The organism is Citrobacter tructae (genome assembly GCF_004684345.1).
Classification (GTDB): domain Bacteria; phylum Pseudomonadota; class Gammaproteobacteria; order Enterobacterales; family Enterobacteriaceae; genus Citrobacter; species Citrobacter tructae.
Genome location: NZ_CP038469.1, coordinates 525,128 through 538,677 on the forward strand (window position 1 = coordinate 525,128; position 13,550 = coordinate 538,677).

The window sequence follows — 13,550 nt, forward strand, 5'->3', positions numbered from 1 at the left end:
ACGATTGACTAAAGTGTGTGAACGTCTGCGATTATTAGCCCCTGATAAGGAATTTTATGCTGAACTGGATTTTTAAGGATAGTAAACTCACGCTACGGAAAATTTGCTTAGACAGCAAACTATCCACCTCTAAAAAAATACAAAAAATTGAGACGTACCTTGCTAATGGAGGGGATATCAATTTTATTGATCCCGATATTTCCCCTTGTAACGTCCTGGTTCCTCTCTCACGCAGTCCCGAGTCAGATATATCCCTGGTACAATACCTGTTCGATAAAGGGGCGAAAATTGAGTGCAATGGTTTTAGCGCCTTTCATTCAGCTATTGAGTTTAATAATACGGCGTTGGTGAAGCTTTACCTCACTTTAGGTGCCGATCTTTATTATCAAAATCGCTACAATAATTGTTGGCTTAATTACCTTTATCACCCCGAGCCACAGTATACCTACCAGGATTATCAACGCAGAGACATGATTGACCTTCTGCTTGACGCTCATTTAGACATCAATAAGCCTGTGAGTTTTTGGACCAATGGTGAACTTAATCTACCACTGGAAATATTATATTCTGAAAGAAGTAAAGACCTTTTTATACATATCATAAATAAAGATATTGCGCTGGATATCGAAGCGTCTGCGCTGATCGAAAATATTATTTTTGCGAGTGAGTTTTGGGGGCTTGAAACCTTTGCGCCGTTGGTGAAAAGGTTTCCTGACTTTAAAAAAGAACGCTACATTATGGCCAATGATAGCAGTTTTTGGGATGACGCCAATTTGTTGGAATTGTGCGTTTATGCCAACGCACAGGACTTCTGCGAATATTTACTCGACAATTTGCCACAACTGAAAGCCGATTCACGCGCCAAAAGTCTGGTCTATGCGGCACTGAAATCTAAGTTTGATTTGAGAATTGTCGAGAAACTGCTTAAGGTGACTGTCGATATCAATCGCATCTATAAGATGACGCCACCAGATTCTTACCAGGCACCGTTGATCAGTCAGTACCTAGACAATGAAAAATATACTGACCCCGATCAACGTGACTACATCTATCAGGCACTTGAGCTGTTACTTAAATATGGCGCTGACCCCAATAGTGAATTTGTCAATACAGGTGAATCCTATGAGATGTTGATTTGGTCAAATTTACGATTACTGGTCTTCCCCATGGTAAAAAATAGAACGTTTTTACCCCAGTTTCTCGATCTCTTTTTACAGTATGGTCTCGATATCAATAAGAAATTTGGTGCCGTGGAAGAACCGACCTTACTGACCATCACCCAGCGTGGTTCATGGAAAGAAGATCAAGAAACGATCATTCAGGTGATGGAGTATTTGCTCCCTAAGGGACTCGATTTAAACCTGACCAATATTTACGATACTAACTTTGTCTCAGCCGCGGCTATTTCTTGCCGCAGTCAACTCCTTGAATGGCTGATTAACCAAGGGGGCGATATTCATACCCATTGTGGTTTCGATAACTCGCCGATATTACATAAAGCGATTTCTACTTACTCTATAGACGCAATAACCGGCCCAATACGGCGTCAAACCGTTCAGTTGCTGTTACAACATGGCGCAAAACTCGAAGAGTTTTCAGTCGATGAACGATTTACACCGTTGATGTGCGCCTGTTACTACGGTGCCCAATCCTGTGTCGAACTGCTCCTGGAGCAAGGGGCAAACCCGCATGTGAAGAATGGTGAGGGTTTCACACCTGCCCTGTGCGCCGTCACCGGCGGTGTCTCAAATGAATTTCCCCGTTTTGAATCCACGGCTGTGCGGATCCTGAAGTTATTACAGCAGTATGGTGCTGACCTGGCCGTAGAGAATTGCCGTGGTAACAGTCCACTCGTGGCGGCAATCGAATTGGATCATAAAGAGATATTTGAAGCACTTCTCCAGATGGTGCCGTATAGCCAGGCCCAACGTGAACACGCGCTTGTCTTTGCAGAGCCGGAGAGCTATTTCCACCGTCGTCTACGCCAACATATCAACGGCGAAACGGCGCAAGAGGTTACGCCACTCCCAACTGAAGAAGAAAGCGAAGTAGTCGAACCAGCCTTACTCCATACCGAAGTTAAAGCTGGCGTCGGGGCAGGAGAACCACAACCGTTCGTAACAAAAACCGGACCAGAGGCCAGCAGTGCGGCATCGGATAAACTTCATCTTCCGACGATTATCGAACTTAAGGCCAAAGTGCAGAGCTTTTTTACACTGATCGCCCGTGATCCTGATGTCACGCCTGCGCAGTTAAACGGTATTGAAGAACAACTCGATCTGTTAATTGAAAAACTGGATACCTTCAGCTTTTTTCGCAATCAAGCGACCAAAGAGGAATTTGAAGAGAGTATTCAGGAATATCTTGATGAATCCGTCGAGCAGATCAACACCATTATTAATGATGATTATCCGGCGTTGACCGAGGCGTTGGTCGATGCCGTGTGGGTGATTTTGCAGTTCTACCGCGTTGATATCGAGATTGAAACCGCACTCAGAAAACGTTTCTGGTAACGTTTCATTTTCGAATAGAGCTATCTGGCTATGGCTGGGTCTGCTTGTTAAATCACGTGAGAGACTGCCGAAAAGCGGTCCGGCGATTGTGAGCACCGATCACAATCGCCGCATGGATCTCTTAGCACTGCTTTTTCTCTTTTCACTTTGCCGTCACTACGATACTTGAGATACCAGTGACGTGAGTCGGCCCGGTTTAATCAGAAGATACAGATCGTGAGAGTCAGAGATCTTAAAGGGGTTATCAGATGATTGAGACTGCGGATTTGGAATCAGTGAGAGACGCATGGGGGCATTCAATAATCGAACTAACCTGACCCCAGATTTGACCACTAATTTTTTTCCCGATGCGGAGGGTAAAATCAAAATGCATCGGGAAGAATTTTCACGCTAAGCTGTTGAACCAAAATCTCAAGGTTCAATTTATCCGCTGAATTAAATATTAGGAATTAAAATGAGTAATAATATTAGTGAAATTCTGAATAATTTAAAAAGCAAAATGACCAATTGGAATTATCCAATAGAAGAGCCTATCATAGACCAATACATAGAAAGTATAACTAAGCGAAAATCAAATTCTAGCTTAAGCCCAATACTTGAAAAGCTAGGTGATGAAGTTTGTCTATTATTCGTAAATCAGCCTGATTATGTTGCTTTCCTAGAAACAATGGATGGATTTGAATTTGATGGACTGATCTTGTTTAGCCTTTCCATACCAGAGCCATTAGTAAGAAACTTGTTTGTGATGAATGATTTTTACAGAGATAATGATGATTACATCAATCCTGATTTAAGTGAGCGATTAGTTATTGGGAATGACAGCATTTCTATATTTACCTACGATAGCAAAACAAATCTGTTTGAAATTAGAGATAATGTCGGTACTGAAAATGTCTTTGGATCATTTTCTAACTTTACAGATTTCTTATCAGAAATATTAGATACAGTAGCTTAAATTTCAGAGGGGCAATAGTGCCCCTTCTACTTATTAATTTTGCAGCTAAGGAGTCATTTTGTTAATCACAAAAAATGAACTAGATGAGTTCGGTACGTTAGCAGATCAATTCATCATAAACAGCGACCATGAGTCGTTAGCTGCACTCGTTGAGAGGTTTACTAAACACGATTTCGAATTTCCACATCCAATATACGAAGCACATTATCTATATTGTTTAGGTAACTGTTATTCCGAACTCTACAGATATCGCAGTACAGAATGGTACTCAGATGATTTAATGAATGCCATCATTTTTTATAGGAAAGCATTACATACAATTCCCAAAACCGATTGGAAAGGTCACGAGAAAAACATTGAAGCTTATAACAATCTTAGGTCAATGGTTGAAACTAATTTAGCTAGTTGCCTTTCCTCACAAGGGCGAGTATTATGCTGCATTCCACATTATGATAAAGCAATCTCAATAGATAATAATCCTGTGGCAATTTTAGCCAAAGCTGACAATGAGTTATTTCTTGGTCAGTCACTTTATGATAATGGCCATTCTGAATATCATTTTTTGATGGCTTATGAACTTATCAATAGGGGCATGGAAAAAATTAATGAATTATATCCTGATCAAAGAATACCCCTTGAAGAAGGTGGGCGCCTATTCAATTTTAAAAAATGGTTTGAAGGCACTTTTGAAATTTCATCTTTTGAATACTTCAAAGAATACAATGAATAATTCACATTAAGAAAGCATAAATAGTATTTAGAGTGGTGTGCTAAAAATAGACTTTTTCTTAATGATTTAAATGATGTCTGTGAGTATCCAATAGCTTACCAAGATGTTTTCTCATTGCCATCTTTTATTCAATCTCTAAATAGCTCTCTTACAATGCATGAAGAATTAGCTTATCACGGGAATTATGATGAGTTAAAAAACGATTACTGTTATGCCCGATATTTGTTTTTCTCTTCAAAAGATATACCAAATAAAACCTCCCACATGTACAATTCGACATTTCAACATGTCGATGATATGTCACACTCAATAAATAACTTGAAAGTGGCTCAATTGAAATCAGCATTCAGAGTTGTATATTAAATCTTCGATAAAGTCGCATATCTTATTAGCCGTTTCTTCGATTTAAATGATCTAAAGCATGACAAAAAAATCAGCATTGACAATTTATTTCGAGATTTCACAGGTAAAAATAATGGTGAATGGAAGCCACATAAAAAACTAAAAGATAGCGATAATCATTTTATACATGCCTTATTCTATATTTTGAAGGACATTCGTAAAGTTGGTAACTCAGATACTGTAACAAAGTGCTTAGACCCTAACGCCGTATCATTTGCAGATATTAGAAATGCTATGGAACATCGTTCATTAAAAATTGCAGATGATTTCGGTTACGAGCTTGCTGCATCCTATAATAGCTATCACAATGATGAGTTTAACAAACAACAGGAATTAGTACATGCCCTATTAAATGAAATCAATCAAATTGGATTACAACTTAAACAAGCTAAAAAAGATAACAACACTGAATTGTTAGATCAACTTCAGAATCAAATTGAGAAATTAAACACGCAACTCGAAAAAGTAAAATCGAATATTGATGAGAAAGAGAGATTATCCTCATACTCTCTTTCAATCCCAATAAGCCAGTTTGAATCTAGACTTATGCAACTCATTACGCTAGCACGGAATTCAATTATGTATTTATCTCTTGCAATACACTTTGAAGAGCGTAAACGCCCAAAAGACGGCCTTTATATGCCTAGATAAGTACCTTTAAAGCAGAATCTAGAATAGATTTATCAAGATTTACATTAATGAGGGGGATTATGGATTCCCCTTATCACCCTTCTATCACATCTCCTATTACAACTATTTTAACGGCTTTGTATGGCTTATATTATATCCCTAAGTTATTAGTGTGAAATGCCTGTTTTAATGACCTTACCCTGCATTAGTGGAACGCGACTAAGTGAGTAAACTCTTAATCAGAGGTGACTCATGACCTGATCCCTCATTCCATACACTTGCGCTACATATCGCCCACGCCCGTCACCATGTCCCAGATCCATCGCCACCATTGCCAGCGTCTCTTTCTTGCTGAATCCCTGAGCCAGATAATGATGTATCACATCCTGCGCCCACGCATAACGCAGCGAATGCGGAGAATATGCGCCAGTCAGGCCTATTCGTTTTGCCTGATTGTGCCAGTAGTCCATTGCGCTTTTCAGATCGGGCTTGTCGATCAGCCGGTAATTACGGCTTCTGCAACAGCTAACGCATTATCCAGCGCTTTTTTGACGGCACCAGCATCCAGAATCACCGTTTCGCGGGGCCGTCCGCCTTTGGTGCCGAAAACTACTGTCAGTCGCGTGTCGCCACGTTCAACGGCCTGTTTCCACGTTTTCAGTGACTGCACGCTTTGTACCGCTTCCTGTGAACGTAATCCCATCAGCCGCGCCAGCTCAAGAGTTGCCGCCAGCCCTGGATCTTTCATACGTGCAGTTTCCAGCGTATGACGATAATGCTCCTGCGTGATTGCCTGCCGCGTACCGCTGAGGGCTGCGCCAGAGAGCCCCAGAGATTTATTGGTCAGTCGCTCATGCTCTGCGATCTGCTTACGCCCGGCCTGTTGCAGCACCGCACGTAGCGAGGCCATTTCGTTTTGCAGCGTGCGTTTGCCGATCCCCTGCGCCAGCCTTTCATGGAATGTAGCTTTCAATGTGGCGAACCTTGATCTGTGCCACCCGCTGGATCTGGATGTTCAGCGCCCGTAAATGGTGGTCGAAACGTTGCACAATATGGATACGATCATTCACCGTCTTATGGCTGCCGCCACAGTGTTTTGCCAGCGCTTTCATTTCACCGCCTAATCTGCCCATACACTTCCCCCATGATTTGAGAACACAAACTTTCTCCGGCATCTGCTTTTTGGCTGCACCAGAACGATACCTTTACGCCGGAGTGGCTGTCTGTTGAGGTATAGGGAGTTTCAGCCTGTACGCGGTACGGACTGCCTGCCAGAGCAGGAATTCTCCGGGGCATCATGCCCCCCTCGGTATCGATCTTTTTCTCCTCTTTTTTGCTGACAGCGGCCCAAAAAGGACGTATCAGATTAGGGAATATGCGCAGAAGCCCTGAAAACAGTGGTACGGCGCGGTATGGTAGTTGTGCGTCACTTTGTCGCTTTGCGCGACGAAAGTGACGCACTGGTCGGGTCTAGTGCGCGAAAGATCGCGGATTCTGGTGCAGTTTTACGGTCACGCGGCAGCAAAGCCTTGCATGACAGGGAAAATGGAATGGAGTGTCAATATACCAATGAACTTACCCCGGACATTTCGGCAGGTAACGTCTTTAAGGACAGGAGAACAGACTAATGGGAGCGATGGGGTTTTACCTGCGGGTAAGGGATCCGACTACCTGCGGGGGAAAGATACTGACCGGGGATGAAACACTAAGTTGGTATGGTGTAGCGGGAGCACGGGAAGGTGACTCCGTGTCGTGCGGTCAGCATCCGGGAACATATAGAATTCTGGGTGGCACATCTGATACATGGGACGAAGGCAGAAGGCTCGCAGGAACGCTGGACAGTGTAAGTTCCTGTCCGTGTCGTGCACGGTTTATACAGACTATCCCGGATTGCTATATCAAGGATGATACGCCGGAAGAGCAGGCAGAAAAGGCGCGATTGCTTGCTCTTGCCACTCTGCGGGAAAAACAAGAACAGCAGGAGGCCGAGGAAAAACAACTGGTAGAAGAACGTGATCGTAATCGTGTGTTTGCCAAATCCTGCCTTCGGGGTGAAGGTTGTAATGATGCCGGGGAAGAGCAGGAACCTCATACTAATTTTGCGGCAATGGCATTTTATCAGGCAGTTCCACCTGCTGATCCAGCTTCCGATACTGATGTTCCCCAACATGCTCAGACCGCCAAGAAAAAGAAACCTGTAGACGATATACCGAAACCGAAAAAGCGAAGTGCCCTGTATAAATGGCTGAACGGTGATCACGAAGAAATCGAATATCAGCGGGCAACGGCTGCAGCTACAAGTGCTGCTAATGCTCAAATGGCTGTTGAAGGTGCCAGCGTTCTTGGGTTGGTAGGCGGAAATGCCATTACGTCAGGAACGTGGGCAGTAAAACTTGGTGAGATGGCTACAGGAATTGGAAGGATTGCTGCCAGTGGCCCCGGTGCCCCCATCGCAGCAGTCGTGTTGGGAATGATGCCCGGCAGGCTCAATGACGGTGAACAGGATTTTATTGACCGCATGAGACTTGAGCAAATGCGTGAAGCACCAAGCCGTGTGCGTTATACGTGGGAACAGGATGATAAAGGTAATCCTGTTCCTCATGGCTGGCATACGCCACCCGGTAAAGATATGGTGCGTGTGCGCAAAATGGAGTGGGACAGCAGCCGAAAAGCGTATACGTTCACCACAGAGGAAGATCCGCGTATCACCATCATCTGGACGCCCGACAGTTCAGGTGTCAATGTTCCTTCAAATACAGGCAACCAGAACCCGGTACGGATACCTAATCCGGTAGTTGTTGATCCGTTGCCGGAAGATACCAGTATTGAGGCTACAACCACTCCGGCCCCAGAAGAAAAGAATTTTGCGGATTATATTCTTATTCTGCCGTTGCCGAATATTCCACCGATTTATGTATACCTGAGCAAGCCACCTGTTGAGTTTTTAGAAGTTGATTTATATAGTAATCTCGAAGGGCGCTCTCGTGAAGGTAAATATCATGCTGATCATATACCGTCAAAGGCAGCAGTAAAAGAATATTATCGAAACTTAGATCCATTATTGGATAAAGATGATATTAATGATTTGGCAAATGAGGTCGCGGCAATTATTGTTCCAATAGATGCTCACCGAAAAATCAGCGAAACCTATGGACGTAGGAATAGTGAAACTCAGATTAAATTAGATGCTTCTAATTTGCGTGCAGCAGTGGACAGAAACCTTGATGCAATAAAACCAGCATTGAAAGAGCATGGTGCTACAGAAGCACAAATAGAAGCAGCAAGGATTAAAATGCATAAATTTAATTCATCAGTGGGATTATATAAATGACAATAAATATTGAGGCATTGATCCGTTGCTTAGGTCAAACGTATCACGAAATAGTTGCTCAGGACATTATACCGTACAAAACGAAACCTTCTGGGGAATATGGAGATCCTGACCTTAATCTTGATATGGTCAAAGAGGGAGTATTTCTTTCTTTCAAACGAGATGGAATAATTCTTCAGGAAATAACGTTACGAATTCAGCGGGATGGTATAAAAGGGTGGGTTTTCCCCAATGATTTACCTACGCCACTCAAAGCAGAAATGTCACGACAATGGGTGCATGATACCTTCGGGGAACCAGACAAAGCTGCTCCTCCACGTCAGGTAGCAAACAAATCCTTTGGATGGACTGAACGTTATGCCATAGAGGATTTTCATATGCCTATAGCAATGCAAGTCAGTTACGATCTGGACGAAATGGTAAAAAAAATAACTTTTCTCCCAACTTCAGCCCTTCGTTGGTAGATTTCATCTTTCTTCACAAAGCAGCACGATATGTCGGTAGTGCTGCTTCATTCCTTGTCCCTTCGAACATCCAGCAAAGGCTCGCCAACAGTGGCGTTCCATCGCTGACCACCACCATCAGTTAATGGATATAAAAGATCGATAATTTGTTATTGATAGTTTTAGGCGATTGTTGGTAAAAGGGAAATCGAACCAGCATTTTTACCATCAAAATGATATGGCTTCGAGTGGTTTTTAGTGAACGAGGGTGAACGACTGAAGAGGGATAACCAATTGATAGAAATGCAGAAAGCAGACGTTAGTGAACGTCTGCTTTCCTTAAATTGGCTCCTCTGACTGGACTCGAACCAGTGACATACGGATTAACAGTCCGCCGTTCTACCGACTGAACTACAGAGGAATCGTTGTGGAGGCTTATCTTAGCGGCGAAAAAATTTTTGTCAAACCCCATTTCCCTCAATCCGTTTCAATTGGTGCTTCTCTCGACGTTTTGTTGCATTTACAGACATTTTATACAGAAAAAACTTTGCAGCTTTTTTGATTCTCCCTCATCATTTGAAATGAGGTTTCAACTTTCTTCATTAAGGTCCACTTTGAACGTCTCCGCTGCCTTACGCCAGGCCGTTTCCCGCACGCCATGGTATGCCAAACGCAAGAGTTATAAAGTCCTCTTTTGGCGTGAAATCACCCCACTTGCCGTGCCCATTTTTCTGGAAAACACCTGTGTGCTCTTAATGGGGGTACTGAGTACTTTCCTGGTAAGCTGGTTGGGAAAAGAAGCAATGGCAGGTGTCGGTCTCGCCGACAGCTTCAATATGGTCATCATGGCGTTTTTTGCCGCTATCGATCTAGGTACTACGGTGGTGGTGGCCTTTAGTCTGGGAAAACGCGATCGCCGTCGGGCCCGGGCCGCGGCCAGGCAGTCTCTGGTGATCATGACAATTTTTGCCATCGTGCTGGCAGCGGTCATTCACTATTTTGGCGAACAGATCATTAATGTTGTTGCCGGAGAAGCAACACCAGAGGTCAAAGCACTCGCGCTAACGTATCTGGAATTGACAGTGCTTAGTTATCCTGCGGCAGCCATTGCGTTGATCGGCAGTGGGGCACTGCGTGGTGCCGGAAACACCAAGATACCGCTGCTGATTAACGGCGGTATGAACATACTGAATATCATCATCAGCAGTATCCTGATCTACGGTATTTTTTCCTGGCAAGGCTTGGGGTTCGAAGGCGCTGGACTCGGGCTGACAATTTCCCGTTACATCGGCGCGGTCGCTATTATCTGGGTATTGATGATTGGTTTTAATCCAGCACTGCGCATTCCCCTGAAGAGTTATTTTAAACCGTTGAATCTGGCCATTATCTGGGAAGTGATGGGTATCGGCATTCCTGCGAGTATTGAATCGGTGCTGTTTAACGGCGGTAAGTTGTTAACACAGATGTTTGTCTCAGGGATGGGGACCAGCGTTATTGCCGGTAACTTTATCGCTTTTTCTATTGCGGCTCTGATTAACCTGCCCGGTAATGCGCTGGGTTCTGCCTCCACCATCATCACCGGTCGACGTCTGGGAAATGGACAGATTGCCCAGGCCGAAATCCAGTTACGGCACGTATTCTGGTTATCCACAATCGGTTTAACCGCCATCGCCTGGCTTACGGCCCCTTTTGCTGGCGTGATGGCCTCGTTTTATACCCATGATCAGGATGTAAAAGAGGTCATAGTCATTCTGATTTGGCTCAATGCGGCATTTATGCCGATATGGGCGGCATCCTGGGTTCTTCCAGCAGGGTTTAAGGGCGCACGCGATGTGCGTTTCGCTATGTGGGTATCCATGCTGGGCATGTGGGGTTGTCGCGTGGTGGCAGGTTACATCCTCGGGATCGTACTAGGTTGGGGAGTCGTCGGCGTCTGGATGGGAATGTTCTTCGATTGGGCAGTCCGCGCTGCGCTGTTTTACTGGCGAATGATCACAGGCCGATGGTTATGGAAGTACCCGCGACCTGAACATGAAAAGTGTATAAAACAACCCGTTGCGCCTGAATAAGCGACGAAATGAAGAAAAATTCAGCAAACGATCGTTTTTTTTCATTCCGCCTTTGACAACACTGACGGGCATCGCTAATATTCGCCTCGTTCAAACGATTCCTCTGTAGTTCAGTCGGTAGAACGGCGGACTGTTAATCCGTATGTCACTGGTTCGAGTCCAGTCAGAGGAGCCAAATTTAAAAAGCCCGCTTAGGAAACTAAGCGGGCTTTTTGTTTTCTCTGTCCAGTGCATCCACCTGACGTGCAGGTGGAGCGTGATGTGTTCCGAATCAGAACTGATAGCTGGCTGTGAGGCTGACGTTACGCGGTTCACCATAGACGATAGAGCCGTCAATATTGGTGTCGTAGGTCTTATCGAACAGATTATTGAGATTGCCCTGCAGAGAGAAATTTTTCGTCACCTGGTAACGGGTGAATAAATCAACCAGTGCGTAGCTACCTTGTTCGGCGCGGAAAGTTCCGTACGGCGTCACGGTATCGCTGTAAACGCTATTTTGCCAGTTAACACCTCCGCCAACGGTCAGTTCCGGCATAGCTGGCAGACGATAGCGAGTGAATAGTTTCACCGTGGTGCGTGGCAGGTTTGGATTCACCGCATTGCCTTCGTTATCTTCGGCAACGTAACGCGTCGCGCCGAACGTCATCTGCCAGTTATCGGTGATCGCGCCGTTAACTTCGAATTCAACCCCTTTGCTGACCGTGCCGTTTGTCGACTTATAGGCCGTTTCGCCATTGCTGCCAGCGATTGGCGTACCGGTGGACTGCGCCAGATTATCCTGCTCGATACGGAACACCGCAAGAGTGGTGGTCAGGCGACTGTTCATCCAGTCTGACTTTAACCCTATCTCATAGTTGTTACCTGTGATCGGGGAGAGATATTTACCCGAACTGTCACGCTTGTTCTGTGGCTGGAAGATTGAGGTATAGCTGGCATACGTCGACCAGTTATCATCAATGTCATATACCAGCCCGGCATACGGCGTGGTGTGATTTTTTTCCATACTGTAGGTCAGGGTGTCGATACGCCAGTTGGTGTAGCGGGCACCGAGAATCAAATGCAACGGATCGGCCAGCGAAATACGCGTTGCGCCGTAGAGCGATTTCATGTGCGTGGTATCATCCTGGGCCAGCGACTGCGGACTCCAGTTGGTTTCCGAGAAATTACCATCGAAGGTATAGAAGCTGCCGATTTCGTTGGGGAAGACGTTCGCCCATGAGCTTTCGTAACGGTTATTTTGCTTACTGTAGCTGCCGCCCAGCATCAGATTATGCTGACGACCAAACAAGTCGTAGCCGCCGTCGGCGAAGAGATCGACGGCGTCCACCTTACGCTTGCCGCTGTTCCAGCCGGTTCCGCCCACGTAGTCATAACCCGGACCGTAGCTTCCATACGGGCCCACCAACGTGCCATCGGCTTTATTGACGTATGCATCGATATACATCATTTTGCTGTCGAATTTGACCTCGGAATGGGTGGCGTTCATCGTCGCCTGCCATGTATCGGCAAAACGCTGCTTGAGCGTGACAAAGACTTTATTGATGTCTTTGTCATTGTAAGCCCAGTCCGGGGCCGTGCTGTGCGAACGGTCATAGCTGTTTTTGCTGCCATCGGTATTCCAGCGCGGCAACCCGCCCCAGGTTGGGCTATTAATATCAATGCGCTGGTATTCGTAACCGGCAGACAGGCTGGTGGTGTCGCCAAGATCCGCATCAACAATCCCGGAGAAGAACATTTTTTCGTTGTTGTAGCGGTCAAGCCAGGAGTCATTATTCTGGTATCCGGCGACGATACGCCCGCGCACATTGCCATCCTCGGTCAACGGGCTCTGTAAATCCGTCACATAGCGCTGCTTATTCCAGCTGCCGTATTCTGCAGATACGTTACCGGTGAACTCGCGGCTGGTGGCGTGTTTGCGGATCATGTTAATGGAGGCAGAAGGGTTGCCTGTTCCAGTCATCAAACCATTCGCCCCGCGAACCACTTCCACACGCTCAAATAAGGCTGTGTCGGAAAGCGCATCGCCGAGGTTCCAGCGGGATTCAAAATAGGTCGGAATACCATCGACCATATAGTTGTCAATTTCAAAACCGCGGGAAAAGTAGCTGTTACGATCCGAATCCGCCTGGCTTTTGCTGATGCCGAGCGTATTGTCCATCACATCACCGAGAGTCTGTAGTTGCTGATCCTCCATACGCTGTTGGCTCACAATACTGACCGATTGCGGTATATCGCGCTGCGTCATCTGCATTTTGGTACCCGCCGTCGTCGACTTAACGCTGTAATCCTGCTTATCGCCGGATGTCGAGGTGGAGGTGGCTGAACCGTCAACGATCACCGTATCTTCGCTGGCAGCGAAGCCTGAGGCGGGAATAAAAGCCATGGCTATACTGACGGCCAGCAAGGAGGGCGTCACTGCAGATTGACGCTGAAAATCCCGGTTGTGTGTTGTGAAAGACATCAGAAAGTCCTTGATA

At 45.5% G+C, this 13,550-nt stretch carries 10 protein-coding genes, 2 tRNA genes and 3 pseudogenes; 11 read left to right on the forward strand and 4 right to left on the reverse strand.

The features are described from left to right. Positions 1 to 56 precede the first annotated feature (56 nt). Complete coding sequence (locus tag E4Z61_RS03080) at positions 57 to 2,513, forward strand: ankyrin repeat domain-containing protein (protein WP_135321486.1); 2,457 nt, start codon at positions 57 to 59, stop codon at positions 2,511 to 2,513. 137 nt (positions 2,514 to 2,650) lie between these two features. Here the strand turns inward: E4Z61_RS03080 and E4Z61_RS24010 are convergent. After that, positions 2,651 to 2,814, reverse strand: a pseudogene (locus E4Z61_RS24010) (Arm DNA-binding domain-containing protein); the annotation flags it as partial. Positions 2,815 to 2,967: 153 nt separating this feature from the next. On the opposite strand from E4Z61_RS24010, the gene E4Z61_RS03095 reads away from it, so the two are divergent. The 5 genes and pseudogenes from E4Z61_RS03095 (at position 2,968) to E4Z61_RS24025 (ending at position 5,251) form a co-directional block, all read left to right on the forward strand. Further along, the gene (locus E4Z61_RS03095) at positions 2,968 to 3,468 is read left to right on the forward strand and encodes a YrhA family protein (protein ID WP_135321487.1); all 501 of its coding nucleotides are present in this window, start codon (positions 2,968 to 2,970) and stop codon (positions 3,466 to 3,468) included. A gap of 58 nt (positions 3,469 to 3,526) precedes the next feature. Continuing rightward, entirely contained in the window at positions 3,527 to 4,198 is a 672-nt protein-coding gene (locus E4Z61_RS24015) for a hypothetical protein (protein WP_240703844.1), read from the forward strand. A 153-nt stretch (positions 4,199 to 4,351) separates the two neighbouring features. Then, entirely contained in the window at positions 4,352 to 4,561 is a 210-nt protein-coding gene (locus E4Z61_RS24275; RefSeq protein ID WP_332600974.1) for an LA2681 family HEPN domain-containing protein, read from the forward strand. Positions 4,562 to 4,585: 24 nt separating this feature from the next. Next, positions 4,586 to 4,642, forward strand: a pseudogene (locus tag E4Z61_RS24280) (hypothetical protein); the annotation flags it as partial. 192 nt (positions 4,643 to 4,834) lie between these two features. Continuing rightward, the gene (locus tag E4Z61_RS24025) at positions 4,835 to 5,251 is read left to right on the forward strand and encodes an LA2681 family HEPN domain-containing protein (protein ID WP_240703873.1); all 417 of its coding nucleotides are present in this window, start codon (positions 4,835 to 4,837) and stop codon (positions 5,249 to 5,251) included. Positions 5,252 to 5,469: 218 nt separating this feature from the next. Here E4Z61_RS24025 and E4Z61_RS03105 read toward each other — a convergent pair. Further along, positions 5,470 to 6,363: pseudogene (locus E4Z61_RS03105) on the reverse strand (integrase domain-containing protein). Between the two features lie 503 nt (positions 6,364 to 6,866). Between E4Z61_RS03105 and E4Z61_RS03115 the strand changes: the two are divergent. Both E4Z61_RS03115 and E4Z61_RS03120 read left to right on the forward strand, forming a co-directional pair. Further along, on the forward strand, positions 6,867 to 8,561 hold the full coding sequence (locus tag E4Z61_RS03115; protein ID WP_240703845.1) for an S-type pyocin domain-containing protein: 1,695 nt from the start codon (positions 6,867 to 6,869) through the stop codon (positions 8,559 to 8,561). Beyond that, on the forward strand, positions 8,558 to 9,025 hold the full coding sequence (locus E4Z61_RS03120; protein WP_135321490.1) for a DUF6392 family protein: 468 nt from the start codon (positions 8,558 to 8,560) through the stop codon (positions 9,023 to 9,025). The genes E4Z61_RS03115 and E4Z61_RS03120 overlap by 4 nt, the downstream gene beginning before the upstream one ends. A 324-nt stretch (positions 9,026 to 9,349) precedes the next feature. Here the strand turns inward: E4Z61_RS03120 and E4Z61_RS03125 are convergent. Next, positions 9,350 to 9,425, reverse strand: a tRNA-Asn gene (locus tag E4Z61_RS03125). Between the two features lie 6 nt (positions 9,426 to 9,431). Here E4Z61_RS03125 and E4Z61_RS24310 point away from each other — a divergent pair. The 3 genes from E4Z61_RS24310 to E4Z61_RS03135 all read left to right on the forward strand — a co-directional run bounded on the left by E4Z61_RS24310 (position 9,432) and on the right by E4Z61_RS03135 (position 11,248). Then, entirely contained in the window at positions 9,432 to 9,566 is a 135-nt protein-coding gene (locus tag E4Z61_RS24310; protein ID WP_420808693.1) for a DUF5951 family protein, read from the forward strand. A gap of 19 nt (positions 9,567 to 9,585) precedes the next feature. Then, on the forward strand, positions 9,586 to 11,073 hold the full coding sequence (locus E4Z61_RS03130; RefSeq protein WP_332601215.1) for an EmmdR/YeeO family multidrug/toxin efflux MATE transporter: 1,488 nt from the start codon (positions 9,586 to 9,588) through the stop codon (positions 11,071 to 11,073). A gap of 99 nt (positions 11,074 to 11,172) precedes the next feature. Further along, positions 11,173 to 11,248, forward strand: a tRNA-Asn gene (locus E4Z61_RS03135). 96 nt (positions 11,249 to 11,344) lie between these two features. On the opposite strand, the gene fhuE is transcribed toward E4Z61_RS03135, so the two are convergent. Continuing rightward, complete coding sequence (gene fhuE / locus E4Z61_RS03140; RefSeq protein WP_135321492.1) at positions 11,345 to 13,534, reverse strand: ferric-rhodotorulic acid/ferric-coprogen receptor FhuE; 2,190 nt, start codon at positions 13,532 to 13,534, stop codon at positions 11,345 to 11,347. Positions 13,535 to 13,550 lie beyond the last annotated feature (16 nt).

Excerpts from the sequence above, each read along its gene's own strand:
- E4Z61_RS03120 (WP_135321490.1), top strand. The coding sequence starts at position 8,558 with ATGACAATAAATATTGAGGCATTGATCCGTTGCTTAGGTCAAACGTAT.
- E4Z61_RS03130 (WP_332601215.1), top strand. The coding sequence starts at position 9,586 with ATGAGGTTTCAACTTTCTTCATTAAGGTCCACTTTGAACGTCTCCGCT.
- E4Z61_RS24025 (WP_240703873.1), top strand. The coding sequence starts at position 4,835 with ATGGAACATCGTTCATTAAAAATTGCAGATGATTTCGGTTACGAGCTT.
- E4Z61_RS03080 (WP_135321486.1), top strand. The coding sequence starts at position 57 with ATGCTGAACTGGATTTTTAAGGATAGTAAACTCACGCTACGGAAAATT.
- E4Z61_RS03095 (WP_135321487.1), top strand. The coding sequence starts at position 2,968 with ATGAGTAATAATATTAGTGAAATTCTGAATAATTTAAAAAGCAAAATG.
- fhuE (WP_135321492.1), bottom strand. The coding sequence starts at position 13,534 with ATGTCTTTCACAACACACAACCGGGATTTTCAGCGTCAATCTGCAGTG.
- E4Z61_RS24275 (WP_332600974.1), top strand. The coding sequence starts at position 4,352 with ATGCATGAAGAATTAGCTTATCACGGGAATTATGATGAGTTAAAAAAC.
- E4Z61_RS03115 (WP_240703845.1), top strand. The coding sequence starts at position 6,867 with ATGGGGTTTTACCTGCGGGTAAGGGATCCGACTACCTGCGGGGGAAAG.